General features: G+C 66.5%; 18 protein-coding genes. 9 read left to right on the forward strand and 9 right to left on the reverse strand.

The features are described 5' to 3' along the window. Positions 1-58: 58 nt before the first annotated feature. On the reverse strand, positions 59-1,339 hold the full coding sequence (locus ACQ4WL_RS04835; protein ID WP_436508447.1) for an ABC transporter substrate-binding protein: 1,281 nt from the start codon (positions 1,337-1,339) through the stop codon (positions 59-61). A 488-nt stretch (positions 1,340-1,827) separates the two neighbouring features. Between ACQ4WL_RS04835 and ACQ4WL_RS04840 the strand changes: the two genes are divergently transcribed. From ACQ4WL_RS04840 to ACQ4WL_RS04855, 4 genes are read left to right on the forward strand one after another with little or no spacing between them, the layout of a single operon-like run. Continuing rightward, a complete protein-coding gene (locus tag ACQ4WL_RS04840; RefSeq protein WP_436508449.1) occupies positions 1,828-3,285 on the forward strand; it encodes an MFS transporter in 1,458 nt (485 codons plus the stop codon). Next, positions 3,282-4,412 carry an efflux RND transporter periplasmic adaptor subunit gene (locus tag ACQ4WL_RS04845; protein WP_436508450.1) on the forward strand — a complete coding sequence of 377 codons (1,131 nt, stop codon included), beginning with the start codon at positions 3,282-3,284 and terminating at the stop codon, positions 4,410-4,412. Before ACQ4WL_RS04840 ends, ACQ4WL_RS04845 begins: the two co-directional genes overlap by 4 nt. Positions 4,413-4,421: 9 nt before the next feature. Then, complete coding sequence (locus ACQ4WL_RS04850) at positions 4,422-7,562, forward strand: efflux RND transporter permease subunit (protein WP_436508451.1); 3,141 nt, start codon at positions 4,422-4,424, stop codon at positions 7,560-7,562. A 14-nt stretch (positions 7,563-7,576) separates the two neighbouring features. After that, complete coding sequence (locus ACQ4WL_RS04855) at positions 7,577-8,992, forward strand: efflux transporter outer membrane subunit (protein ID WP_436508452.1); 1,416 nt, start codon at positions 7,577-7,579, stop codon at positions 8,990-8,992. Between the two features lie 23 nt (positions 8,993-9,015). Here the strand turns inward: ACQ4WL_RS04855 and ACQ4WL_RS04860 are convergent, their stop codons facing one another. The 7 genes from ACQ4WL_RS04860 to ACQ4WL_RS04890 all read right to left on the reverse strand — a co-directional run bounded on the left by ACQ4WL_RS04860 (position 9,016) and on the right by ACQ4WL_RS04890 (position 15,753). Then, positions 9,016-9,921 carry a LysR family transcriptional regulator gene (locus ACQ4WL_RS04860; RefSeq protein ID WP_436508453.1) on the reverse strand — a complete coding sequence of 302 codons (906 nt, stop codon included), beginning with the start codon at positions 9,919-9,921 and terminating at the stop codon, positions 9,016-9,018. A 181-nt stretch (positions 9,922-10,102) separates the two neighbouring features. Then, positions 10,103-10,579 (reverse strand): hypothetical protein, encoded by a 477-nt coding sequence (locus ACQ4WL_RS04865; RefSeq protein ID WP_436508455.1) that lies wholly within the window; start codon positions 10,577-10,579, stop codon positions 10,103-10,105. Beyond that, complete coding sequence (locus tag ACQ4WL_RS04870; RefSeq protein ID WP_436508456.1) at positions 10,576-11,562, reverse strand: ABC transporter permease; 987 nt, start codon at positions 11,560-11,562, stop codon at positions 10,576-10,578. Before ACQ4WL_RS04870 ends, ACQ4WL_RS04865 begins: the two co-directional genes overlap by 4 nt. Positions 11,563-11,578: 16 nt before the next feature. Beyond that, a complete protein-coding gene (locus ACQ4WL_RS04875) occupies positions 11,579-13,126 on the reverse strand; it encodes an ABC transporter substrate-binding protein (RefSeq protein WP_436508458.1) in 1,548 nt (515 codons plus the stop codon). 237 nt (positions 13,127-13,363) lie between these two features. Beyond that, positions 13,364-13,915 (reverse strand): GNAT family N-acetyltransferase, encoded by a 552-nt coding sequence (locus ACQ4WL_RS04880; RefSeq protein ID WP_436508459.1) that lies wholly within the window; start codon positions 13,913-13,915, stop codon positions 13,364-13,366. Between the two features lie 8 nt (positions 13,916-13,923). Then, positions 13,924-14,442: a GNAT family N-acetyltransferase gene (locus ACQ4WL_RS04885; protein WP_436508460.1), complete on the reverse strand. Its 519-nt coding sequence runs from the start codon at positions 14,440-14,442 to the stop codon at positions 13,924-13,926. A gap of 36 nt (positions 14,443-14,478) precedes the next feature. Continuing rightward, a complete protein-coding gene (locus ACQ4WL_RS04890; RefSeq protein WP_436508461.1) occupies positions 14,479-15,753 on the reverse strand; it encodes an amidohydrolase family protein in 1,275 nt (424 codons plus the stop codon). Between the two features lie 383 nt (positions 15,754-16,136). Here ACQ4WL_RS04890 and ACQ4WL_RS04895 point away from each other — a divergent pair, with 383 nt between their 5' ends. The 5 genes from ACQ4WL_RS04895 (at position 16,137) to ACQ4WL_RS04915 (ending at position 24,789) form a co-directional block, all read left to right on the forward strand. Next, positions 16,137-17,024 (forward strand): phasin family protein, encoded by an 888-nt coding sequence (locus ACQ4WL_RS04895; RefSeq protein WP_436508463.1) that lies wholly within the window; start codon positions 16,137-16,139, stop codon positions 17,022-17,024. Positions 17,025-17,189: 165 nt separating this feature from the next. Further along, positions 17,190-18,941, forward strand: coding sequence for an ATP-binding cassette domain-containing protein (locus ACQ4WL_RS04900; RefSeq protein ID WP_436508464.1), 1,752 nt, complete (start codon positions 17,190-17,192; stop codon positions 18,939-18,941). Then, complete coding sequence (locus tag ACQ4WL_RS04905) at positions 18,931-20,724, forward strand: ABC transporter ATP-binding protein (protein ID WP_436508466.1); 1,794 nt, start codon at positions 18,931-18,933, stop codon at positions 20,722-20,724. The genes ACQ4WL_RS04900 and ACQ4WL_RS04905 overlap by 11 nt, the downstream gene beginning before the upstream one ends. A gap of 125 nt (positions 20,725-20,849) precedes the next feature. Then, positions 20,850-22,550: a methyl-accepting chemotaxis protein gene (locus ACQ4WL_RS04910; RefSeq protein ID WP_436508468.1), complete on the forward strand. Its 1,701-nt coding sequence runs from the start codon at positions 20,850-20,852 to the stop codon at positions 22,548-22,550. 391 nt (positions 22,551-22,941) lie between these two features. Then, positions 22,942-24,789, forward strand: coding sequence for a sensor domain-containing diguanylate cyclase (locus ACQ4WL_RS04915; RefSeq protein ID WP_436509089.1), 1,848 nt, complete (start codon positions 22,942-22,944; stop codon positions 24,787-24,789). Positions 24,790-24,846: 57 nt separating this feature from the next. Here the strand turns inward: ACQ4WL_RS04915 and ACQ4WL_RS04920 are convergent, their stop codons facing one another. Beyond that, positions 24,847-25,191 carry an apolipophorin gene (locus ACQ4WL_RS04920; protein ID WP_436508470.1) on the reverse strand — a complete coding sequence of 115 codons (345 nt, stop codon included), beginning with the start codon at positions 25,189-25,191 and terminating at the stop codon, positions 24,847-24,849. Between the last annotated feature and the right edge of the window lie 111 nt (positions 25,192-25,302).

Genomic DNA, 25,302 nt, shown 5'->3' on the forward strand with positions numbered 1-25,302 from the left:
CCGATCGCGAAGCGACTGACCCCGGCACTTCCGCCGTTGGGTGAAACGGCGATACGCCTTATTTGCGTTTCTGCGCCCGCTGCATCACTTCTGTCGCATATTCATTCGCTTCGTCGAGCGCGCTTTGCACGTCGGCGCGCGTGCCCGTAAACACCTCTTCCAGCACGACGCCCAGGTTGTCGCCGATGTCCGGCCATTCCGGGCTGGGCCAGATGGTGACGCGCGAGACGGGCGTGGTGTCCGTCAGGCCCGCCTGGATCTGCGGCTTGACGTGCTTGCGGAAGTACTCGCTGGCGATGGTGCTGCTGCGGTTGTAGTCGCTGAAGACGTTGTCCTTCAGGCGCGCCTGCTCCTGCTCCTTGCCCGTGGCCCAGGCGATGAACTTTCCGGCCGCCTGGCGCGTGCATTCATCCTTGGCCCCCGTGGCCGAGATGGCCAGGCCGTGGCCGTAGGCAGCCGACGGCAGCGGCGACGGCGGACGCACATAGCCGACCTTGTCGACCACCGAGGATTTTTTCGGGTCTTCCATCCAGTCGGCAAATGGCGTCGACTCGATCATGAAGGCCACCTTGCCGGACCTGAATGCTTCGAGCGCATTGCTCCAGTCATAGGTGGCGCCGCCCGGCGGCGAATACTTGAACAGCTCGCGGTACACGGTGGTCGCTTTCACGGCCTGCGGCGAATTGAAGGTCGGCACGCCATCCTTTTCCCACTTGCCGCCGGCGGCCAGCATGAACGGCGCCCAGCGCCAGACATTCATGCCCGAGCCGCGCTGGCCGCGCGCCGCCCAGCCATATACGTTCGGCGGGTTATTCAGTTTTTTCACGGCGGCGACCAGTTCGTCGAGCGTCTTGGGCACGGCGATGCCGGCCTTTTCCAGCAAGTCGCGGCGGTAGAAGAGGAAATCGCTGCCGCCGATCAGGGGCGCGAAATACGCCACGCCCTTGTACGAGGCGACGGCGCGGCGGCCCGGCAGGAAGTCCTCGTAGTCGGCCTCCTTGGGCAGGTATTTGAGCAGGGGGACGACCCAGCCGGCCGTGGCAAATTCGGCCACGTTGGCTTCGTCGATGTAATAGATTTGGTAGGAACCGGCCTTGGTGGAAGCGTCGAGCCTGGCCTTGGAGCGGCGGTCGTTTTCGCCGAAATAGCTGATTTGTACCTTGGTGCCGTTTTTCTTTTCATACTCGGCCAGGGTCTTTTCCATCACCGTCAGCCCCAGGCTTTTTTGCGCCAGCACCTTGAGCACGGGTACCGAGCAACTTTGCGCCGATGCCGACGGCATCGACAGGCAGGCGGCGGACATGACGCCGCCCCATGCAATAGCAGTAACGATTTTCATCACGAGTCTCCATTTTTATAGTCCGGCGGTCTGCCACCGGTGGGCCAACTATAAAAACAAAGCCGCCGCGTCACCACTACAAAAGACGCGGGTTTTCAAATACTATTTTTCAACGCTGCAACCTGGGCAAGCAAGCCCATAGTCTGTCCCGGCAGGGAGCGGGCTGGCAGCGCATCAGAAGATGCATGCAACTGTTGGAATAGGCTCCACGTCGTGCGTCATTTTTTGCTGTCAAAGCCAGCATGCGAGACATCTTGCCGGGCGCCAGCGCGTTCCCCGGCGCATTGTACCTTTGTCGGCATCGCCGGACGTATCGTCCGCTATCAGCAGGCCGAGAACCATCCCGCCTTCGAGAGGGAGCAGACGCTGTAGCCCGCCCCGACTGACATGGCGTCAAATGCATCAATACAGTGCAACTGATGCGCCTTCCGCCATGTCTCACCCCACAGTACCATTTAGATACCGTTACTGGATGGATAAGCCACGCTATGAACTCCCCGTCAAAACCCGTTCCACCAAGCCAGCGGGCCACCCCGGCCACCGCCGCCGCCATGCGGGTGCGCGGCGCGCTTGCCAGCCTGTCCCTGTCGATGCTGCTGCCCGCGCTGGGCACCAGCATTGCCAACGTCGGCCTGCCCGACATGGCCAAGGCCCTGCGTGCCCCGTTCCAGGATGTGCAATGGATCGTGCTGGCCTACCTGCTGGCCATCACTGTCTTGATCGTCAGCGTGGGCCGCCTGGGCGACATGCTGGGCCGGCGCCGCCTGCTGCTGGCCGGCATTTCCCTGTTTGCCATCGCCTCCGCCCTGTGCGCCCTGGCGCCCACCCTGTGGCTGCTGGTGGCCGCCCGCGCCCTGCAGGGCCTGGGCGCTTCCGTCATGATGGCCCTGACCATGGCCTTTGTCGGCAGCATCGTACCCAAAGCCAAGAGCGGCAGCGCCATGGGCTTGCTGGGCACCATGTCGGCCATCGGCACCATGCTCGGTCCCGCCGTGGGCGGCTTGCTCATCGCCAGCTTCGGCTGGCAAGCCATTTTCCTCGTCAACGTTCCGCTGGCGCTGATCGCTCTGCTGCTGGCCTGGCGCTTCCTGCCGCCGGACCTGCGCGACGCGCACGCCAAGCGTCCCGTCTTCGACCACCGCGGCACGCTGCTGCTGGCGCTGACTCTGGCCGCGTATGCGCTGGCCATGACTCTGGGACGCGGCCATTTCGGCATGCGCAACGTGGCGCTGCTGCTGGCAGCCAGCGTGGGCGGCGCCCTGTTCGTGTATGTGGAACTGAAGGCGCCGGCGCCGCTGATACGCCTGGCCATGCTGCGCGCGCCCGTGCTCAGCGCCGGCCTGGCGACCAGCATGCTGGTGTCGACGGTCATGATGTCCACCCTGGTGGTCGGTCCCTTCTACCTGGCACGCGGCCTGGGCCTGAGCATGGCCGTCACCGGCATGGTGCTGGCGGCAGGACCGCTGGTGGCGGCGTTCTGCGGCGTGCCGTCCGGCTGGCTGGTGGACCGCTACGGCGCGCAGCGCATGGGCGGCGCGGGCCTGTGCGGCGCGGCCGGTGCCTGCCTGGCGCTGTCCTTGCTGCCCGCCAGCCTGGGCATCCCCGGCTACGTCGCGCCCATCATGCTGCTCACGGCCAGCTACGCGCTGTTCCAGGCAGCCAACAATACCGCCGTGATGGGCGACATCGCTGCCGACCAGCGCGGCCTCATCTCCGGCATGCTCAATCTGTCGCGCAATCTGGGCCTCGTCACGGGCGCCTCCGTGATGGGCGCCATCTTCGCTGCCAGCGCCAGCGATATCGCCAGCGCCCAGCCAGCCGCCATGATCCGTGGCATGCACGCCACCTTTGCCGTCGCCAGCGCGCTCATATTCGCCGCGCTGGCCATTTTCGCGCTCGGCCGCACCATGGCCAAGCCACCTACGCCTTCTGGAGACACCGCATGATGCGCCCCCGTCCGATCTCGCCCCTGTTATTGCTGCTGGCCCTGGCCTGCAGCGCCACTTTATCCGGCTGCGGCCGTTCCCTGGCCGCGCCTGGCGGCCCGCCGCCCAAGCCCACCGTTTCCGTGGCGCTGCCGGAAACGTCGATGGTGCAGGCCACCCTCGACTACACGGGCCGCATCGAACCGTCGCAGCGCGTGGAAGTGCGCTCGCGCGTGTCGGGCTATCTGCAGCGGATTGCCTTTCGCGATGGGCAGCTGGTAAAAGTCGGCGATGCGCTGTTCGTCATCGACCCACGCCCCTTCGCGGCCGCGCGCGACCGCGCCCAGGCCGGCCTGGCCCAGGCCAGCGCGCGCCAGAAGCTGGCCACGGCCCAGTTCGAGCGCACCAACCGGCTGCAGCAAACGGGTGCGGCCAGCACCGAAGAACTGGAACGGGCGCGCGGCGAACTGGAAGGCGCGCAGGCGGCCGTACTATTGAGCCAGGCGGAATTGCGCAGCGCCGAACTGGAACTGTCCTTCACCACCATGCGCGCGCCCATCGCCGGCACGGTGTCGGACCGCCGCGTCGATGTCGGCAACTACGTGGCCGGCGGCGCGGCCCAGAACGGCGTACTGACCACCATCGTTGCGCACAGTCCCGTGCGCGCCATGGTCGACCTGTCGGAAGCGGACTTCCAGCGCCTGCGCCAGCAAAACAAGCTTCCCGTCCAGGTCGAGCTGGCGCTCGACGGCGGCGGCCCGGCCCAGATGGCCAGCGTCGACTTCGTCGACAATGAGATCAGCGCGCGCTCGGGCACGGTGCGCCTGCGCGCCAGCCTGGCCAATGCCGACCGCGCCGTCATGCCGGGCAGCTTTGCGCGCGTGCGCATTCCCGTCGGCGCGGCGCAAGAGCGCCTGCTGGTGCCTGACGCCGCCATTCTCAGCGACCAGAACAAAAAGATGGTGTTCGTCGTGGACGCGGCGGGCAAGGTGGCGCCGCGCAAGCTGGAACTGGGCGGCCTGCAGGGCGACAAGCAGATCGTGCTGTCCGGCCTCACGCCACAGGACAGGGTTATCGTCTCCGGCGCGGCCAAGGTACGCCCGGGCGACCAGGTGCTGGTGGCCGCTCCCCGCGCCAACGGCGCATAAGGAGAGACCATGCGTTTTTCCCAATTTTTCATCCGCCGTCCCGTGTTTGCCATCGTGCTGTCGATCCTGATCACCTTGGTGGGCGCGGTGTCGGCCATGCGCCTGCCGATCTCGGAGTTTCCCGAGATCGTGCCGCCCACGGTGACGGTAAAGGCCAACTACCCGGGCGCCTCGGCGCAGGAAATCGCCGATACCGTCGCCGCGCCGATCGAACAGGAAATCAACGGCGTCGATGGCATGCTCTACATGTCCTCGCAATCGGTGGGTGACGGCAAGCTGACCATCAGCGTGGTGTTCAAGCCGGGCACCAACGTCGAGCAGGCCCAGTCGCTGGTGCAGAAACGCGTGGCGGTGGCCGAAGCGCGCCTGCCCGAAGCCGTGCGCCGGCTGGGGCTGGCCGTCAAGAAGGCCTCGCCCGACCTGCTGATGGTGGTGCTGTTCGATTCGCCGAAAGGCACGCGCGACCAGCAGTACATCTCCAACTTCATCGGCACCGCCATCAAGGACAAGCTGGCCCGCGTCGAAGGCGTCGGTGACATCTACACGCGCGGCGCGCGCGACTTCTCGATGCGCATCTGGCTCGACCCGGCGCGCGTGGCCTCGCTCGGCCTGAGCGCGCCGGAAGTGATCGCCGCCGTGCGGCAAGCCAACTCGCAGGTCGCCGCGGGGGTCTTGAACCAACCGCCGGGCGGCAGCGACGGGGCCTACCAGGTGCAGGTGCAGGCGCAAAGCCGCCTGCGCGACGTGAGCGAATTCGAATCCATCGTCGTGGCCGCCCATGCCGAGGCCGGCGTGGTGCGCCTGCGCGACGTGGCGCGCGTCGAGATGGGCGCGCAGGATTACACGGAAAGCGGCTTCGTCGACAACCGCACGGCCATCGCGCTGGGCATCAGCCTGCTGCCCGGTTCGAACGCGCTGGCCACGGGCGACCGCGTGCTGGCCCAGCTGGCCAAAATGGAAGCCGATTTCCCGCAGGACGTGGCCTGCCACGCCTATTACAACCCGACCGAATTCATCCGCTCCTCGATCGACAAGGTGCGCGACACCATCTTCGAGGCGGCGCTGCTGGTGTGCCTGGCCATGCTGCTGTTCCTCGGCTCGTGGCGCGCGGCCATCATTCCCATCCTGGCCATTCCCGTGTCCCTCGTCGGCACCTTCAGCGTGCTGGCCGCGATGGGCTATACCCTCAATACGCTGTCGCTGTTCGGCCTGGTGCTGGCCATCGGCATCGTCGTCGATGACGCCATCGTGGTGGTGGAAAACGTCGAGCGCCACATGGAGGAAGGCATGAGCCCCATCGCCGCGGCGCAGCGCAGCATGAACGAGGTGGGCTTCGCCCTGGTCGCCATCGCGCTGGTGCTGGTGGCGGTCTTCGTGCCGACGGCCTTCATCGACGGCATCTCCGGCATGTTCTACCGCCAGTTCGCCGTCACCATCGCCGCCTCCACCGTGATCTCGGCGCTGGTCTCGCTGACGCTGTCGCCGGCCCTGGCCGCGCTGCTGCTCAAGCCGCAGCACGATGCCAGCAGCCTGGGCGCGCGCTGGATGACCATCTTCAACCGCGGCTTTTCCTGCCTGACGGGCGGCTACGTGCAACTGACCGGGCGCATCCTCTCGCGCCGCTGGCTGATGCTGCCCGTGTATCTGGTGCTGGCGGGCCTGACCCTGTGGCGCCTGGACGTCACGCCGCGCGGCTTTGTGCCGCAGCTGGACCGCGGCTATGCCATCGTCTCGATCCAGCTGCCAGCCGGCTCGACCCTGGCGCGCACCAGCGAAGTGGTGCAGGACGCCACGGCCCGCCTGATGAGCCATCCCGGCGTGGCCCACACGGCTGCCTTCGTCGGCACCGACGGCGCCACGTTTACGTCGGCGCCCAACACGGCCGTCATCTTCACCATGTTCCAGGACTTCGGCACGCGCGCCAGCGATGGCCTGGACGGCCCGGCCATGCTGGGCGCCATGCGCGCCAGGCTGGCGCCCATCAGCGCGGCGCGCGTGATGGTGATACCGCCACCTTCCGTGCCCGGCATCGGCACCGGCGGCGGCTTCAAGCTGATGCTGCGCGATACGGGCGGCCTGGGACCGCAAGCCTTGCAGGCGGCCGCGCGCGGCATCGTCGAGGAAGCGTCCAAGCTGCCCTCGGTGATGGGCGCCTTCACGCCGTTCAACGCCATGAGCCCGCAGATCAAGGTGGAGCTGGACCGCACCAAGGCCGAATACCTGGGCGTGCCGCTGGCGCGCGTCAACGAGACGCTGCAAAGCTACATGGCGCCCGTATTCGTCAACGACATGAACCTGATGGGCCGGGTCTGGCGCGTCACCGCCCAGGCAGACGCGCCCTACCGGCGCGGCGTGGACGACCTGGCGGCGCTGAAGACGCGCGCCGTGAACGGCGACATGGTCCCCTTGGGCAGCCTGGCCACCTTCAGCGAAGGCACGGCGCCATTCCGCGTGCCGCGCTACAACCTGTATCCTGCGGCCGAAATCCAGGGAAGCACCAAGCCTGGCTACTCGACGGGGCAAACCATCGCCGCGATGGAAGAGCTGCTCAAGGCGCGCCTGCCGGCCGGCTTCGACTACGAGTGGACGGAACTGGCGCTGCAGGAAAAACACGCGGGCGGCAGCACCGGCATGGTGCTGGGCCTGGCCGTGCTGCTGGTGTACTTGCTGCTGGCGGCCCTGTTTGAAAGCTGGCTGCTGCCCCTGTCCGTCGTGCTGATCGTACCCAACTGCGTGCTGGCCACGCTGATCGGCGTATCGTGGCGCGGCCTGGACAACAACGTGCTGACGCAGATCAGCATCGTGGTGCTGATCGGCCTGGCGGCCAAGAATGCCATCCTGATCGTCGAATTCGCGCGCCAGGCGATGGCGGCCGGCGCCGATGCCCGCGAAGCGGCCATCGCCGCAGCCCGCACGCGTCTGCGGCCCATCCTGATGACCTCGCTGGCCTTCCTGCTGGGCGCGATACCGCTGATGCTGTCTTCCGGTCCGGGCGCGGAAATGCGCCAGTCGATGGGCACGGCCGTCTTCGCCGGCATGCTCGGCGTGACCTTGTCGGGCCTGTTGTTTACACCGTTGTTTTTCACCTTGCTGAGCAGGCGCCGCGCGGCGCCTGCCGCACGCACGGTCGCGCTGGGAGAAGCCGCATGAACCACATGAGACACATGACTAGCCTGACAGCGCCCGTGCTGGCGGCGCTGCTGGCCCTGGCCGGCTGCAGCGTCGGCACGCCCACGGCGACGCGGATGCAGGGCACGGCGCAGCTGCCGGTCCTGCCCTCGGCCGCCGGCGCGCCAGAACTGCAGGCCGGCGCGCCGCCGGCGCTGTGGTGGCAAGAACTGGGCGATGCCAGGCTGGAGCAGCTGGTCAAACGCGCCTGGCAAGACAATTACGACGTGCGCATCGCCGCCGCGCGCCTGGCCAGCGCCAGCGAGTTCGCGCAGGCGGCGCGCGGCGCCCGCCTGCCGACGGTAGACCTCGACGCCCAGGCCGGGCGCGCGCGCCTGGCGGCAATCGACAGCAGCGACGGCCAGCCGCATATCGCCTCGCCGGTGCAGTGGAACGCCGTCTTCAGCTGGGAGCTCGACCTGTTCGGCCGCGTGCGCCACAGCATCGCCGCGGCCGAGGCATCGGCGGACGAGCAGGCTGCCATGCGCGACGACGTGCGGCGCCTGATCCTGGCGCAGGTGGTCGATGCCTACCTGGTGCTGCGCGGCGCGCAGCAGATGCGCGCCAGTCTGCAGGAGCAATTATCGAACCAGTCCGGCACCTTGCGGCTGGTGCGCGAGCGCGAGAACGCGGGCCGCGCCGCGCCGGCCGAACGCATGCGCGCCGAGGCGCAGATGCGCCTGGCCAGCGCCCGCCTGCCCAGCCTGAATGCGGAGGAGCGCGTGGCGCGCAACCGCCTGGCCACCCTCACGGGGCAGCGCCTCGATGCGCCGGAACTGGCGGCACTCGACCAGCCGATGCCGCTGGCGCTGCCGCAGACCCTGCTGACGGACGAACCGGCCCACCTGCTGCTGCGCCGGCCCGACGTGCGCGCTGCCGAACGCGCGCTGGCGGCGGCCAGCGCCCGCGAAGGCGCCGCCATCGCCGAGCGCTTCCCGCGCATCAGCCTGGGCGCGCTGTTCGGCGCCTCCGGCGTGGCCGGCGACTGGAACGGCAGCGATGCGTCGCGCTGGAGGGCCGGCGCCGCCTTCTCGCTGCTACTCTTCGACGGCGGCACGCGCCGCGCCCGCGCACGCGCGGCCGGCGCCGAAGTGCTGACCGCGCAGGCCCGCTTCGACAAGGCGCTGGCACTGGCGCTGGAGGAAGCCGACAGCGCCATCGCGCAATGGGTGCAGCTGCGCAGCCGCCACGCGGAACTGCGCGTGGCGCACCAGTTGGCGCAGGAGAGCGCGCGCCTGGCGCGGGTGCGCTACCAGGAGGGCGCCGAAAGCCTGCTGGGCGTGCTCGAGGCCGAGCGCATCGCACTGGCCACGCAGGAAGAGCTGGTGACGGCGCAGCGCGACGTGGCCATCGCCACGGCGCGCAGCTATACAGCGATGGCGGGCGGCTTCGACGGCCCCGCGCAGCTCTAGGCAGGCGGACGCGCCGCCCGGGCTCAAGCGGTGCCGACCTGCGCCGCGCAAACGTCGTACACGCAGCCGCGCAGCCAGCGGTGCGCGGGATCGGCCTCCATGCGCGGATGCCACATCAGCGACACCGTAAGATCCGGCATGCGCAGCGGCAGGGGAAAGCTGAACATGCCGGTACGCAGATTGCCCGTATGCCGCTCCGGCACGGTGGCGATCAGGTCCGAGCCGGCGGCCAGCGCCAGCGCCGCCGTAAAGCCGCCGACGATGCTCGCGATTGCGCGCTGCAAGCCCAGGACTGCCAGGGCGTCGTCCATCGGCCCCTTGTCCTGGTCGCGCCGCGCCACCAGCACGTGCTGGCCAGCCGCATAGCGCTCGGCGCTGATGTCGCCTCGCGCCAGCGGATGGCCGCTGCGCACCACGCCGACGAAACGATCGCCGAACAGTCTGCGCGTGCGCACTTCCGGGCTGGTGAAGCCGCCGATCACGCCCGTTTCCAGGTCGACGCTGCCCTCGCGCAGCAAGACGCTTTCGCGGTCGATCTTTTGCACGAAGCGCAGGCGCACGCCCGGTGCCTGCGCACCCACATGCGCGATCAGCGCCGGGCCAAAATTTTCGACGAAACCGTCGCTCGAACGCAGCGTGAAAGTCTGCTCCAGCTGACGCGGGTCCAGTTGCTGCGCCGGCCCCAGCACGGTCTGCGCCTCGCCCACCAGGTGCGCCACCCTTTCGCGCAGCTCCAGCGCGCGCGGCGTGGGCACCAGTTCGCGCCCGGCGCGCACCAGCAAGGGGTCGCCCGTGGTTTCGCGCAGGCGCGCCAGGGCGCGGCTCATGGCCGAGGGACTCAGGCGCAAGCGCCGCGCGGCGCGTGTGACGCTGCCTTCGGCAAGCAGCACATCGAGGGTGACGAGCAGGTTCAAATCGGGTATCGACATAGCTTATTACCTTAGCATGATTTCATGACGCCATGGCGTCGGACGCACTGATACATTGCGCGCAAGGCACCTTCCGGCACGCCCCAGTCTGGCGATGCGCCGCGCCCCATGGACAGCACGGCCTGGAACCGGCGGCTGGCCCTGGATGTCGTATCCGTCCTGGTACCCATCTGCATCTTGCTCACTGCCGCGCGCCAGCGCGCAGCAGCAGACCGTCGGCCAGCCAGCGTATGAACAAGGGCGCAGGGTCGAACGGCACCGCCAGCGCGCGCGCTTCCTCCGCGCCGATTTCACGCACCTGCGCCGCGATGACGATGAAGATCAGGGTCGACGGCAAGGCGTCAAACAGGTCGGCCAGCCGCAGCACGCCGGCGTCGGCCGCCGGCCAGGCTAGTCCCGCCAGCGCCAGCAGGACCGCCAGCGCGATGCTGGCGCCGCTCGTGGCCACACCGATGAGCAGTGTCGGGGCCGCCGCCGCAGCCAGGCGCCGCAGCACATCCCGGCCCAGGTCATCGGTGCCCAGCCAGTGCACGGCATCCGGCAGCGCCAGGACGGCGGCGGCAGCGCCGCCTGGCGCCGGCTGCAGCCAGACGGCGCCAGCCAGCAGCAGGGCAAGCGCCAGCAGCAGCGCCGCGCCCGCGCGGACGGAGCTGTTCATGCCGCGCGCTCCGCGCGCCGCGCCAGGCGCGCGGCGATACCGTCCGCCAGCAAGTTCATGGCGAACAGCAGCAAGCCTATCGCCAGCAAGGCGCCGCGCACCAGCGGGTAATCGTGCTTGACGACGGCATCGCTCAACACCAGGTTGATACCCGGGTAGGCGAAGACGGTTTCCGCATAGACGGCGCCGGAAAGCAGCCGCGCGCCCACCCCGCCCAGGCGCGACAGGACGACGGCCAGCACATTCGGCAGCAGGTGGCGGTAGCGCAAGGCCAACGGCCCCACGCCCTTCGACCGGGCAAAGCCCATGAAGGCGCGCGACCGCATGCCGACGGCCGTCGCGCGCGCGCTGAGGAAAACGCCAGCGGCGGCAGGCAGCGCCAAGGCGCAGACGGGCAGCACCAGGTGCCAGGCGCGCTCCAGCCACGCCGCCGGCCCTGTTTCCATGGAAAACGGCGCCATCGCGCCATTGCTGGGAAACCATGGCACGCCATAGGCAAAGGCCACGACCAGGCCCATCGCCAGCGCGAATGGCGGGATGCTATCGAGCACCTGGGTGGCGGCGGTGAGCAGGCGGTCCAGCCACCGGCCTTGGGCAAATGCCGCCTCGATACCCAGCGCCACGCCCATCAGCATGGCCAGCGCCAGCGCGCAAGCCACCAGCAGCAAGGTCCACGGCAGGTGCTGCGCCAGCAAATCCGACACCGGCATGCCATGACGGATCGAATAGCCGAAATCCAGACGCAGCAACTGCGCCAGATGGCCGAAGTACGACTGCCACAGCGGCTGCTCCAGACCCAGCCCGTAACGCGCGAGCAAGGCCCCGCGCTCGGCATCACCGAGCTCGATCAATGCGTCCTGGCCCAGAAAAGCGGTGACCGGATCGCCGGGCATCAGCAGCGGCAGCGCGAAGTCGAGACTGGCCAGCGCCAGCAATGCCAGCGCATAGCCACCCGCACGCCGGCCCAGGAACGAAAAAGCCATCAGCGTCGGCTCCCGTCTAATTCACGAACATCAATTTGTTCAGCGGCAGCGAGATGCCGACCGCAATGCCCTCCGGCGTGTACCAGGGACGCAGGCGCGCGTTGGCGGCCGTGCTCCATCGCGGCGCATACAGGAAGAAGGCCGGCAGCTCATCGGCATAAATGGCCTGGGCACGGTCCAGCAAGGCGCGCCGCCGGGCCGTGTCCATGCTGCCGACCTGTTGCTGCAGCAGCTCCAGCAGATCGCTGCGGCGGAAGGCATCGCTGAATGGACCGTTTCCAGCCGTTTGCCGCAGCATGCTTTCCGGGTCGCCCAAGGTGCCCTGGCTGACCAGGGCGAGGTCGAAAGCGGCCGCGCCGATGCGTGCCGCCAGGATGCCGCTGTCGATGATGCGCACGTTCACTTCGAGGCCCAGCTTCTCCAACTGTCCCGCCAGCACGCTGGCCGGCCGCGCCAGGCTGCGGGCCGCCGCCAGCTCGACCACCCAGGGCTGTCCGCTGGCATCGCGCAGGCGGCCATCCGCACCAGCGCCGTGGCCCAGGCCCGCCAGCGCCCGGCGCGCGGCCGCCGCGTCGAACGCATACGCGGCGAGCGGCGCGCCCGTCTGCCAGGCGCTGGCCCGCATGAAGCGTCCGGCGCTGACCTCACCCTGCCCGTTCTCGACCACGCGCAACAACTCTTGCCGGTCGATGCCGCGCGCGATCGCCTGGCGCAGGTGCTTGTCGTCGAAAGGCGGCCGCGCGTGGTTGAAGCGCAGCCGCACAGGGTGGCCGGACGGCGCGCTCACGAGCGTGGCGAAGGTGGCCACCTCGGCGGCCAGCGGCGACGGCAGGCTGCGGATCATGTCCACCTGGCCGCGTTTCAGAGCGCCCACCGCCAGCGAGGGCTGCATGCGCAGGAAGGCCAGGCTACGCACCCTGGGGACGCCGAGGTAGTAGTGTTCGTTGGCGGCAAACAGATAGCGCCCGGCCGCCTTGTCGTAGGCGCTCAGGCGGTACGGTCCGCTGCCCACGATGTCAGCGAGCTTCAGGTGCTGCGGGTCGGCCAGGCGCGCATAGACGTGCTGCGGCAGGATCGGCACCGCGCCGGCCAGCTGCGCCAAGAACGGCGCATATACGCGCTTCAGGCGCACGCGTACGCGCCCCTTGCCCAGGTCGTCCACGCCGTCCACGGCGCCCAGGTCGAAGAGCGGATGCGGATGCTGGCGCAGGTAGTCGAAGGTGAACGCCACGTCCGCTGCCCTGACGGGCTTGCCGTCGTGCCAGCGCGCGTCGGGCCGCAGGGTGAACTCCACCGCGCGATGGTCCGCGCTTTGCCGCCACGCGCTGGCCAGCGCGGGCACCAGCGTGCCGCTCGCATCGCGCCACACCAGCGTATCGAACACCAGACTCGTCAGCACATAACCCATGCCGCCGCTGGCATGCGTGTACGGCGTCGGCAAACCGAAGTCGCCCTGTTCGTCCGCAATGCTGTAGCGCTCGATGCGCGATGGCGCCGCCCAGGCGCTGGCAAACGCCAGCCAGCCGGCGCTGATGATGAGAAGTAGCAGTCGAAGACGGAGCACCAGCGTTCCTGACGATCAGAAGAGAGGGCCACGCCCGGCCGTATTGCGCCCGGAAGGCGTGATGGGCGTGGTTCGCACGCAAAAACAAACCTGCCGCTTGCGCAGCAATACTTGCAAATGAGAATTATTTACAAGCGTGTATCTTATGATCGCAGCCCAGGGCGGGCAAATTGTCTTTTTTGAGGCCTGTCATCGGAAAAACTGAGGCGGCGATGTTTCAAGAGGACATTGCCGGCACTAAGGCGCAGACACGCTCCCAAGGTCGCAACAGAAATCCTTGCGATAAATATTCGTCTCCTTGCCCGCCGGTGGCAGCCGCGAGAAGCGCTCGAAGCGCAAGCCGAGTTTATTGAGCAAATTGATCGACGCCTGATTCTGCGGCGAGGTGATGCCGTACAGGGTGGGCAGGCGCAGCACATGCTGCGCATGCTGCACCACGGCGGCGGCGGCCTCGTAGGCATAGCCCTGGCCCCAGTAGGCGGGCAGCATGGCGTAGCCGATGTCGGGGCCGGGCAGGCTGTCGCGACGTATCATGCCGCCCATGCCCATGCCGGCGCCGTCGCTGCGGCGCTCGATAATGTAAAAGGAATAGCCATGTTCGCGCTGCTGCGCCATCGGACCGGCTTCCAGCGCCGCGCGCGCCGCTTCCACGGTATGGATGTTGCGGTCACCGATGTTGGCGATCCATGACGGCTCATTCACCAGCGCCAGGTAGAACGGCGCATCGTCCAGGGTGGCGGTGCGCAGGCGCAAGCGAGGCGTTTCGATGACGGTAATCGACTCTGTCATGACAGCGCTCATGCGGGCCACTGCATCGGATCGGTCAGCAGCTGGTACATCACGTAGGCGTCGACATAGCCCAGGTGCGCGTGGCGGTACGCCAGCGGCAGGGTGCCGACGATGGAAAAGCCCAGCTTTTTCCACAGGGTGACGGCAGCCAGGTTGGTGCTGACGACGAAGTTGAACTGCATCGCCAGGTAGCCGGCGCGGCGCGCTTCTTCCATGCAGTGCACGCCCATCATGCGGCCCACGCCCACGCCCTGCGCAGCCGGATCGACCATGAACGAGGCATTGGCCACGTGCGATCCATGGCCCGGCTGGTTCGCCACCAGCTTGTACATGCCCAGCAGGCGCTCGCTGCCCATCACGGCGACGTAGCTTTGCACGCCGGGACCGAACCAGTAGGCGTGGCAGTCTGCGCGCGAGGTATCGGCGGGGAAGGTATAGGTGTCGCCGCCGGCCACCAGGGTCTGGAAAATCGGCCACATGGCGTCGAAGTCGGCTTCCTGGGCCGGGCGGATGTCAATTTCTTTCAAGGCGGTGCTCCCGATAACAAGTGATGGCTGATTGTATCAGCGCCCCAGGCGGAAATTGACCGTTTCGGGCCGGCCCGGCAATTGCAATCGGGCTCCGGCGCGCGGCGACTCGCTGACGACTTTCCCGCGCCGCAGCACCAGGCGCCGCGCCGCGCGCAGGCGTAGCGCTTCCACCGTGGAGCCGCAATCGAGGATCAGCAAGTCCGCATGGCAGCCGGGCGCGATGCCATAGCCGTCCAGGCCCAGGATGCGCGCCGGCGTCTCGGTGACGGCCAGGAAGCACTCGTGCATCGCTTGCTGGCCCGTCATCTGCGCCACGTGCAAGCCCATGTGCGCCACTTCCAGCATGTCGCCCGAACCAAGGCTGTACCATGGGTCCATCACGCAGTCGTGGCCAAAGGCGACGGGAATGCCGGCGGCCAGCATCTCGGGCACGCGCGTCATGCCGCGCCGCTTCGGATACGTATCGTGCCGCGCCTGCAGCGTGATATTGATGAGGGGGTTGGCAATCGCCGCCACGCCCGCTTCGCGGATCAGGGGCAGCAGTTTGCTCACATAGTAATTGTCCATCGAATGCATGGACGTCAGGTGCGAGCCCGTCACCCTGCCCTGCATGCCAAGGCGCTGACTGTGAAAGGCCAGGGTTTCAATGTGGCGCGACAGCGGGTCATCGGACTCGTCGCAATGCATGTCGACCATCAGGCCACGCTCGCAGGCGAATTCGCACAGCAGGCGCACCGATTCGGCACCGTCGGCCATGGTGCGCTCGAAATGCGGGATGCCTCCCACCACGTCGACGCCCATGGCAATGGCGCGCTTTAAATTGTCGAAGGCGCCGGGACTGCGCAGGATGCCGTCCTGCGGGAAGGCCACCAGCTGCAAATCGAGATACGGCGCCACCTGGCGTTTCACGTCGAGCAGCGCTTCCACGGCCAGCAGGCGCGGGTCGCAGATATCCACGTGCGAGCGGATGGCCAGCAGTCCCCGCGCCACGGCCCAGTCGCAATACTGCAGGGCGCGTTGCACCAGCGCGTCCTGCGTCAGCTGCGGCTTCAGTTCTCCCCACAAGGCGATGCCTTCCAGCAAAGTGCCGGACGCGTTCACGCGCGGCAAGCCATAGCTGAGCGTGGCGTCCATGTGGAAGTGCGCATCGACAAACGGCGGCGTGACGAGGTCGCCTGCGGCGTCGATTTCCAGCGCGCCCTGCACGGGCAAGGCGGGGCCGACGGCGGCGATGCGGCCGCCCTCGATGGCGATATCGATGGCGCGGCGCCCGTCGGGCAGGCTGGCATTGCGGATGACAAGGTCCATGCGGACACTCCTTCGGTTGACTACGGTGCCTGGTGCGTCCAGTTGATTGCTATTTTATACATATCCATAGGATGCTGCAGTGCACGAATGCAGCCACTGGCAAAAGCCTGGCCATAGATTCGCTGGCAACACCTTGCGCATGCGCAAACTTCTCGCAAATGCTGCCAGGCGCATAAATAGGGCAAGCAAGCGCCGCATGGACTGAATAAAATAACTTTCAACTAACTCGAATCACCGCTAGAATATTCATATTGCGTTGCATCATAATCAGGCTCTGATCAGTTACTCAGCACGCTACCCACTTTACAAAACGCGGCCAACTCTGGTTTTCGGGATTTTGCAGAGCGTTTTGCCAGCATTTTAATCCGTACAAAGGAGTAAATATGTTTCCGATTCCAGAACAAATTTCCAGCGCCGCCAAGTCGCAACTGGAAAGCCAGCTGCAAATCTTCAGCACCCTGACCAGTAAAGTCTTCGAAAGCGCCGAGAAAATCATCGCCCTGAACCTGAACGCAGGCAAGGCCGCCCTGTCGCACACGGCAGAAACGGCACAGCACCTGCTGGCAACGCAGGACCCGCGCGACTTCTTCAGTTACAGCACCAACCAGGCGCAGCCGAATATCGAAAGCCTGCTGGCATACAGCCGCCAGTTGTTCGGCATCGCCTCGAGCACCCAGGCTGAATTGCTGGCCTCGGCCAAGGCCCGCCTCGATGCCGCCGCACCTGCTGCCGTCCCCGCCACGGCAGCGGCCAAGCCGGCGCTGGCCGCTGTACCTGCTACTGCGGCGCCTGCGTCCAAGCCGGCCGCCGCACCGGCACCGTCGCCAGTGGCAGCAGCACCTGCGCCCGCCGCCAAGCCTGCGCCAGCCAAGCCGGTCGAAGTGGCCAAGCCTGCCGCCAAGGCCGCATCCGCGCCCGCCACTGTTGCTGCGCCAGCAGCCAAGCCAGCGGCAGCGCCTGCCAAGGTTGCCGACAAAGTTGCCGTGAAAGCAGTCGAAGCCAAGCCAGTGGCCAAGCCTGAAGCGGCCAAGCCCGCACCGGCCCCCGCCCCCGCACCAGCGAAAGCCGCTGCGCCAGCCCCCGCCAAGCCATTTCCTTCCAGCAAACCAGTCGCCAAACCGGCCAGCGCCGTCGGCAAGACCGTGGCCAAGGTTGCAGTGAAGCACACCCCTGCGCCAGCCGCCAAGCCGGCAGCCAAGACAGCCCCCAAGGGCACGCCATCGAAACAGCTCGACATGCTGGGCGGCGGCAAAGGCAGCGGCCGCAAGTAATCCTCGCGCAAGGCACTGACGCAGCAACACAACGGGCTACGGCCCGTTTTTTGCGTGCCTGTCCACAGCGCAGTTTTCCGCCTTGTTGTATCCTACGCGTACTTTCCGTCCGCGTGCCCGTCCTTCCGCCCCGCGACACCCCATTACTGAAAACAAAAGGTAACCATGAGTTTATCGAGGCTCATCGCCGGCTTCGTGCGTCAGCATTGGCCGGCGTATGCCGCTGCCGCCGTCATGCTGACAGGCGTGGCAACACTGACCGTCTGGATCCCGCGCCGCGTGGGCGCCATCATCGACGCGCTGGCCGCGCACCGCATGACGGCTGCCGAACTGTGGCTTGAGCTGCTGACCCTGCTCGCCGTCGGCGTCGTCATCTACTTCCTGCGCGTGGGCTGGCGCATCACTCTGTTCAAGGCCGCCTACCAGCTCGGGGTGATGCTGCGCACGCGCTTCTATACGCGCATGTCGCAGCAGGGCGCGGCGTTTTACCAGAACCAGCGCACGGGCGACCTGATGGCGCTGGCGACGAACGACATCGACGCCATCGAAATGGCCGCCGGCGAAGCCATGCTGGCCGGTTTCGACGGCACCTTGACCTTGCTGATGGTGCTGGGCATCATGCTGCTGGGCGTGGACTGGCGCCTGGCCTGCATCGCCCTCTTGCCCTTCCCCCTGATGGGACTGGCCTTCTGGCGCATTTCCAGCCATATCCACACGGCGTCGACGGATTCATTGAATCGCTTTTCCGCGCTGAATGACCATGTGCAGGAATCGCTGTCGGGCGTGCGCACCTTGCGCGCACTGGGCCTGGAAGAGCGCAGCAGCCAGCAGTTTTCCACCCTGGCCGGCCATGCAGCCAACGCCAGCCTGACGGCGCAACGCTGGGAAGCGGCGTATGAACCGGCCGTCGGCCTGACCCTGACGGCCGCCACGGCGCTGACCCTGGGCCTGGGCGGCTACCTCGTGTGGCACGATGAATTGACCATCGGCGCGCTGACGAGCTTTTCCATGTACCTGGGCCAGCTGATCTGGCCCATGTTCGCCGCCGGCTGGGTACTCTCGCTGATCGAACGGGGCCGCGCCGCCTGGCAGCGGCTGCAGCCGATGCTGGACGCGCCGCTGGTCATCGACGACCATGGCAGCATCGCCACGCTCACGCCCGGCCCTCTGCAACTGACGGATATCGGCTTTGCCTACGCAGGCCAGACGGCACCCGCCTTGTCGCACATCTCGCTGCGCTTGCAACCGGGCCAGACCCTGGGCCTGGTCGGCCCCACGGGCAGCGGCAAGTCGACCCTGCTGCGCGTGCTGCTGCGCCAGGTCACGCCGCAATCGGGCACGGCCACCTGGAATGGCCAGCCGCTCGATGCGTATACCTTGCATGCGCTGCGCGCGGCCATCAGCTGGGTGCCGCAGGAATCGTTCCTGTTCTCCGCCACCATTGCCGACAATATCGCCCTGGCCCGCCCCGGCGCCACGCGCGAGGAAGTGGAACGGGCGGCGCAGCTGGCCGACATCCATGCCGATATTTTGCAGTTCCCCGACGGCTATGCCACCCATGTGGGAGAAAAGGGCATCACCCTGTCCGGCGGCCAGCGCCAGCGCGTGGCGATTGCCCGCGCCCTGCTGGCCGACAACGGCTTGCTGCTGCTCGACGATGCTTTATCCGCCGTCGACACGGGCACGGAAACGCGCATCCTGCAGCACCTGGAAGACCTGCGCCGCAAGCGCCCCGAGCGCAGCGCCATCATCGCCAGCCACCGCCTGAGCGCCGTCGTCAACGCGGACCTGATCCTGGTGCTACGCGATGGCCATGTGACGGAAACGGGCAGCCACGACGCGCTGATGCAGCGCGACGGCTGGTACGCCAGCCAGTGGCGCTATCAACAACTGGAGGCCAGCCTCGATGCCATCTGATTCGACCAAACAACCCGTCCGCCACCAGGCCATGCAAGCCATCGGCCTGCTGCGCCGGGCCGCCGCGCCCGACATGGGCCACCTGAACTGGGCCACGTTCTGGCTAGTCCTCGCCGCCGCCCTGGAAGTGACGGGCCCCATTTTAGGCAAGGCCCTGATCGACCAGCATCTGCTGCCGCGCCACCTGGACTGGACGCGCATGTCGCTGCTGCTGGGCGGCTGCCTGCTGACGGGCTGGGTCGCATCCGGCCTGCGCTACCTGCAACTGGTGCGCCTGTCCGGCCTGGCCATGCGCTCGGTGCAGCGCCTGCGCGAAACCGTGTATCAGCACGTGCTGCGCCTGCCCATGGCCTTTTTCGACCGCGCCATCACGGGACAATTGGTCAGCCGCGTCACCAATGACACGGAAGCGGTGAAATCGCTGTATGTGCAGGTGCTGTTCGTCATCCTCGACAGCTCCATTGTCCTGGTCGGCACCATGGCCGCCATGGCCTTCCTCGACTGGCGCTTGATGCTGATCGTGCTGGCCCTGCTGCCGGCCGTGCTGCTCATCGTCTTCCTGTACCAGCGCTGGAGCGCGCCGGCCGTCACGCGCGCGCGCGCCCTGCGCAGCGAAATCAATGGGCAAATCGCCGAATCGATCGGCGGCATGAGCGTGCTGCAGGCGAATAACGCGGAACAGCGCTTCGGTACGCGCTTCACGGGCATCAACCAGGACCACTACACGGCGCGCATGCAGGAATTGCGCGCCAATGCCTGGCTGCTGCGCCCCGCGCTCGACATGCTCAACATCGTGCTGCTGGCCGTCGTCATCTTCAGCTTCGGCCGGCGCGAGATGGGCGCCGTGGAAGTGGGCGTGCTGTATGCGTTCATCAGCTACATCGCGCGCGTGATCGAACCGCTGATCCAGATCACCATGCAGTTCAGCCAGTTGCAGCAGTCGGTGGTGGCGACGGCGCGCGTCTCGGCCCTGCTGGACGAAGCGCAGGCGCTGGAACATGCACAGGGAAGGGAAACACCGGCCCTGCGGCAAGCGCCTGCGGACATCGACGTGCCCGCCGTGGACATCAAGAACCTGACGTTCGCCTACGTGGAAAACCAGCCCGTGCTGCACGACCTGTCGCTGACCATTCCCCAGGGTTCCTTCTTTGGCATCGTCGGCCACACGGGCAGCGGCAAGTCGACTTTGCTCTCGCTGCTGCTGCGCTTTTACCCCGTCACGCAAGGCAGCATCGCCATCAACGGCGTCGCCCTCGACAGCATAGCCAACGAGCATTTCCGCGCCGACGTGGGCCTGGTGCCGCAAGATCCTTTCCTGCTGGCCGCCTCGGCGCGCGAAAACATCGACATGGGCCGCGGCTACACGCAGGCGCAGATCGAGACGGCCGCGCGCGCCGCGCATGCGCACGACTTCATCGCCGCGCTGGAACACGGCTACGACACGCCGCTGGGCGAAGGCGGCTCGCGCCTGTCATCGGGACAAAAGCAGCTGATCGCGATTGCCCGTGCGCTGGCCGGCCAGCCGCGCATTTTGCTGCTCGACGAAGCGACCTCGCGCATCGATAGCCAGACGGAGCAGATCGTGCAACTGGCCCTCAACGAATTGCGCGGCAAGGTCACCATCATCGCCATCGCCCACCGCTTGTCGACCATCCGCGACGCCGAGCGGATCATCGTGCTCAACCATGGGCGCATCACGGAGGCGGGACCGCACGAGGAACTGATGCAGATCGAGGGCGGTTTGTACCAGCGCCTCTACCTCTTGCAGCAATTGGCGGTGTAAGCCAGGCGGCGCCGTTGCGCGCCGCCGCTTTTTTTCCGTACGGCATCAAAAATGTCGACCGGACGGGGTATATTCATCTGGAGGGCAAGGCCGACGGCCCCAACCACACCTCCAGGGGAAACGCCATGCGCAGCAAACTGTCGATCAAGAATATCTTTGCCGCCATCTTCCTGCTCAGCCTGGCGCTCTCCATCATCAGCCTGCTGGCCCTGTTCCGCGTCGCCACCAAACAGGCCGAAGCAAACCAGGTCACTGAAACGCGCTTCCAATCCTACTTGCTGGCCGATGAATTGCGCCAAAGCTCGGACGACCTGACCCGGCTGGCCCGCACTTACGTCGTCTCGGGCGACGCCAGGTACGAACAGCAATACCTCGACATCCTCGACATCCGCAACGGCAAGAAGCCGCGCCCCGCCCATTACGAGCGCATCTACTGGGACTTCGTGGCGGCGGGCATGCCCGTGCCGGCGGCGACAGGCCCGGCCGTGTCGTTGACGGAACTGATGCGCAAAGCCGGCTTCAGCGAACAGGAATTCGCCAAACTGCAGGAGGCCCAGGCCAATTCGGACGGACTGGTCAAGACTGAGGTGATCGCCATGAATGCCGTCAAGGGTTTGTTCGACGATGGCAGCGGCAAGTTTACCAAGACGGGGCCGCCCGACCTGGAAATGGCCCGCAGGATCATGCACGATGCCGAATACCACCGCAACAAGGGCAAGATCATGCAGCCGGTGAATGAATTTCTCACGCTGCTCGATCAGCGCACCAGCGCGGCCGTGCAGACCGCGACGGGCGGCACCACGGCGGCCTACTCCGTCACCGTCGGCGTGCTGCTGGTGTCCGTCATGGTTTCGCTGCTGTGCCTGTTCCTCGTGTACAGCCACATCAAGCGCAGCCTGGATCAGGCGATCACCACGGCGCAATTGATCGCCGGCGGCGACCTGAGCATCGACGCCGTCATCGAACGGGCCGACGAAATCGGCGTGCTGCTACACGCGATGAACACCATCAACGCCAACCTGACGGGACTGATAGGCGACATCCGTACCAGCACGGGCGAAATGTCGGTAGCCACGCACGAAATCGCGCTGGGCAATGCCGACCTGTCGGCGCGTACTGAAGCGCAAGCCAGTTCCCTCGAAGAAACGGCCAGTTCGATGGAAACGCTGACGGCGACCGTGCGGCAAAACGCCAGCAACGCCGGCGAGGCAAACCAGCTGGCCGCCACTGCCTCGGCCGTCGCCGTGCAGGGCGGCGCCGTCGTCGCCCAGGTGGTCAACACGATGGGTGCCATCAAGGAAAGTTCGAGCAAGATCGCCGACATCATCGGCGTCATCGACGGCATCGCCTTCCAGACCAACATCCTGGCCTTGAACGCGGCCGTCGAGGCGGCCAGGGCGGGCGAACAGGGTCGCGGTTTCGCCGTCGTCGCCAGCGAGGTGCGCGGCCTGGCCCACCGCAGCGCGGCGGCAGCCAAGGAAATCAAGACCCTGATCGGCGCATCGGTGGAGCGCGTCGACGCCGGCAGCAAGCTGGTCGACGAAGCGGGCAGCACCATGACGCTGGTGGTCGATTCGATCAAGAAGGTCGCTGCCATCATGGGCGAGATCACCAGCGCCAGCCACGAGCAAAGCGCCGGCATCAGCGAAGTCAACCAGGCCGTCACGCAGATGGACGACATCACGCAACAGAACGCCGCCCTGGTCGAGCAGGCGGCGGCCGCCGCCGAGAGCCTGCAAGAACAGGCCCAGGCCTTGATCAAGGCTGTCGCCATCTTCCGTCTGAAGGATGCGCCGCCGGACCGGCCGGCCCTTGCCCTGCGCTGAAATGGCCTTTTCCGACACATGAGTGTGCACTTTCACAAAAATCTGCGCGCGCCATGATATTTCTTGATTGCAACAGAATATAATCTTTGCAGATCAAGTCGGTCATTGCGAGGGCAGCACGTTGGCAGGTAAAGAGAAACTGGCATCACGGCGGGGGGCACACTGGCTGCTGGCTTTGGCCTGCCTGCTGCCCTCGCTCGCCTGCGCCCAGGATGACCTGGAGCGGCACCTCTTCGCCGTGCGCGAGGATGGCCGCTTCTTGCCCGCGCGCGCCCTCGAGCGCCTGCAAGAAGTGGAAACGCAGGCGCGCAGCGCGCCCCTGCCAGTGCGCGCGGAATTCCTCACCCAGCTGAGCACCGTCCGCATGCGCCTGGGGCAAAACGAGATCGCCATGCAGCTGGCCGAGGAGCTGATCGCTGATGCCCGCCTGCACAAGAGCGACGTGGCGCTGGCGAAAGGCATGCTCAGCAAGGCCTACATCACGTTCGCCCTGAACGAACGCCGCGCCTCGCACCTGCTGGCCTTCGAAGCGGAAAAGATCGCCAACCGCACGGACGACCTGCCCGTGCGGGTGCAGGCCACCATCAGCGCGGGACAGTCGTGGGCCGAGGAAGGCAATTTTCCGTTCGCGCTGGCCAAGCTGCAGGCGGCCGTGGACCTGGCGCGCCAGAGCAATTCCCCCTCCAGCCTTGCCGCCGCCCTGAATGCGCTCACCGTGCTGTACACGCAAATGCGCGAATACGACAAGGGCTTCGAAGTGCTCGACGAATTGCTGGACGTATCAGGCAAGCTGGCATCGCCGGGCCGCATGGCGCAGGCGAAGAATACGGAATACGGGCTGGCGCTCGACGCGCAACAGCCGCAGCGGGGCCAGCGCGCCCTGCTGGCGGCCCTGGCGCTGGAACGCCAGCTGGGCGCCCGCAGCATGGTCGCCGTTACGCTCGTCAATCTGTCGGACAGCTACCTGAAGGAAGCCGACTATGCGCGTGCCCTGCGCTATGCGAATGAAGCCATCACGGCGGCGCGCCTGGTCAACAATGAACAGGTGGAGGCGACGGCGCGCCTGAACATCGGCCAGGCGCTGATCGGCCAGGGACGCTTGCAGGAAGGCAAGCAAAGCGTGGCCACGGGTCTGACCTACTACGAACGCACGGCCGACCAGCCGGAAATGCAGGCCGTGCTGCTGGAATACGGCATGGCGCTGGAAAAAGCAGGTGACATGCGCGGCGCCGTGACGGCGTACCACCGCGAGCGGAGCATTTCCAACCAGCTGTTCGAGAAGCAGCGGCAAAAGGCCGTGTATGAACTGCAGGAAAAATATGAAGCGGAGAAGAAACAGCGCCAGATCGAGCTGCTGAGCCGCGAGAATCAGCTGAAGAGCACGGAAATCGACAACCGCCGCCTGCAGCAGCGCGTGTGGTGGTTGCTGGCGCTGGTACTGGCCATGGCGTCCGTCATCGTCGGCTTGCTGTACCGCAAGGTGCGCCACGCAAACGTGCAGCTGAAAGTCAAGAACCAGGAACTCAAGCGCCAGAGCTCGCGCGACCCGCTGACGGCCCTGTATAACCGCCGCCACTTCCAGGAATTCATGCGCAGCCATGCGAGCAAGCCGCTATCGGCCTACGGCGGCGCCGATGTCGTGGGTGCGCTGTTCCTGCTCGATGTCGACCATTTCAAGCACATCAACGACCGTTACGGCCATGCGGCGGGTGACCTGGTGCTGACGACGATCGCCGAAACGCTGCACGACGTGTTGCGCGAAACGGACATGATCGTGCGCTGGGGCGGCGAGGAATTCCTCGCCTTCCTGCCTGCCGTCGCACGCGACGGACTCGACGATATCGCGCGGCGCATCCTCAACGGCATGGCGGCGCAAAGCATCCACTACCAGGGGCAGGCCATCGAGGTGCACGTGTCCGTCGGCTTTGCGCCCTATCCGCTGGCGCCGCTGGGACGGCCGCTCACGTGGGAACGCAGCGTCAACCTGATCGACATGGCGCTGTACCTGGCCAAGGCGCACGGGCGCAACCGGGCATATGGCTTGCGCGGTTTTCATCAGGTGGAAAGAACCACGCTGGAAGCGGTGGAGCAGGACCTGGAACGCGCGTGGCGCGACGGCTTTGTCGATTTGAGCGTGGTGCTGGGGGGAGCGGACGGGATGGATGGTGCAGGTACGGCGACAGCGGCGCATGGCAGGCAAGCCGGCGCCAGCGATGGCGTCGCAGCTGCCATCACCTGACGGCAGCTGTGGGAGCCGGGCCGGCAGCGGCCGGCCCTGGCGCAGTTATTGCAGTGATTACTTGTGCGCGGATTCCTGCATCTTTTCGCCGGCTTTTTCCACTTTCTTGCCGACGGCATCGGCCGCTTCGTTCATTTTCTTGTCGGCATCAGCGGCGACCTGGTCCATCTTGGCGCCCGTATCGGCAGCGGCCTGACTCACGGCAGCGTCAGCTTTGTTAGCAGCTTCCTTGATGTCGGCTTCAGCCTTGGCAGCGGCCGCATCGATCTTCTGGCCAGCTTGTTCAGCAGGACCGGCGGCGACATCATCCTTCTTCTGGCAGGCAGCAAGTGCCACAACCATCATCCCGGCGGCGCACACGGTCATCCAATTTTTGCTTACTTTCATGATATTCCCTTTCATTATTATCAAAAGACACAGATCAGTTCGCAATATACACCTGCCTAAAAATTTCTAGCGTGCGCTAACGCACATAAAAACAGGCTTTTGTGGCGTAGTTGTAAGCAATGGTAT

It is taken from the genome of Janthinobacterium kochi (assembly GCF_051380715.1).
Lineage (GTDB): Bacteria > Pseudomonadota > Gammaproteobacteria > Burkholderiales > Burkholderiaceae_D > Janthinobacterium.

What these genes read in the sequence shown, in the direction of transcription:
- ACQ4WL_RS04835 (WP_436508447.1), bottom strand. Translation starts at nt 1,339, where the DNA reads ATGAAAATCGTTACTGCTATTGCATGGGGCGGCGTCATGTCCGCCGCC.
- ACQ4WL_RS04840 (WP_436508449.1), top strand. Translation starts at nt 1,828, where the DNA reads ATGAACTCCCCGTCAAAACCCGTTCCACCAAGCCAGCGGGCCACCCCG.
- ACQ4WL_RS04845 (WP_436508450.1), top strand. Translation starts at nt 3,282, where the DNA reads ATGATGCGCCCCCGTCCGATCTCGCCCCTGTTATTGCTGCTGGCCCTG.
- ACQ4WL_RS04850 (WP_436508451.1), top strand. Translation starts at nt 4,422, where the DNA reads ATGCGTTTTTCCCAATTTTTCATCCGCCGTCCCGTGTTTGCCATCGTG.
- ACQ4WL_RS04855 (WP_436508452.1), top strand. Translation starts at nt 7,577, where the DNA reads ATGACTAGCCTGACAGCGCCCGTGCTGGCGGCGCTGCTGGCCCTGGCC.
- ACQ4WL_RS04860 (WP_436508453.1), bottom strand. Translation starts at nt 9,921, where the DNA reads ATGTCGATACCCGATTTGAACCTGCTCGTCACCCTCGATGTGCTGCTT.
- ACQ4WL_RS04865 (WP_436508455.1), bottom strand. Translation starts at nt 10,579, where the DNA reads ATGAACAGCTCCGTCCGCGCGGGCGCGGCGCTGCTGCTGGCGCTTGCC.
- ACQ4WL_RS04870 (WP_436508456.1), bottom strand. Translation starts at nt 11,562, where the DNA reads ATGGCTTTTTCGTTCCTGGGCCGGCGTGCGGGTGGCTATGCGCTGGCA.
- ACQ4WL_RS04880 (WP_436508459.1), bottom strand. Translation starts at nt 13,915, where the DNA reads ATGACAGAGTCGATTACCGTCATCGAAACGCCTCGCTTGCGCCTGCGC.
- ACQ4WL_RS04890 (WP_436508461.1), bottom strand. Translation starts at nt 15,753, where the DNA reads ATGGACCTTGTCATCCGCAATGCCAGCCTGCCCGACGGGCGCCGCGCC.
- ACQ4WL_RS04895 (WP_436508463.1), top strand. Translation starts at nt 16,137, where the DNA reads ATGTTTCCGATTCCAGAACAAATTTCCAGCGCCGCCAAGTCGCAACTG.
- ACQ4WL_RS04900 (WP_436508464.1), top strand. Translation starts at nt 17,190, where the DNA reads ATGAGTTTATCGAGGCTCATCGCCGGCTTCGTGCGTCAGCATTGGCCG.
- ACQ4WL_RS04905 (WP_436508466.1), top strand. Translation starts at nt 18,931, where the DNA reads ATGCCATCTGATTCGACCAAACAACCCGTCCGCCACCAGGCCATGCAA.
- ACQ4WL_RS04910 (WP_436508468.1), top strand. Translation starts at nt 20,850, where the DNA reads ATGCGCAGCAAACTGTCGATCAAGAATATCTTTGCCGCCATCTTCCTG.
- ACQ4WL_RS04915 (WP_436509089.1), top strand. Translation starts at nt 22,942, where the DNA reads ATGCAGCTGGCCGAGGAGCTGATCGCTGATGCCCGCCTGCACAAGAGC.
- ACQ4WL_RS04920 (WP_436508470.1), bottom strand. Translation starts at nt 25,191, where the DNA reads ATGAAAGGGAATATCATGAAAGTAAGCAAAAATTGGATGACCGTGTGC.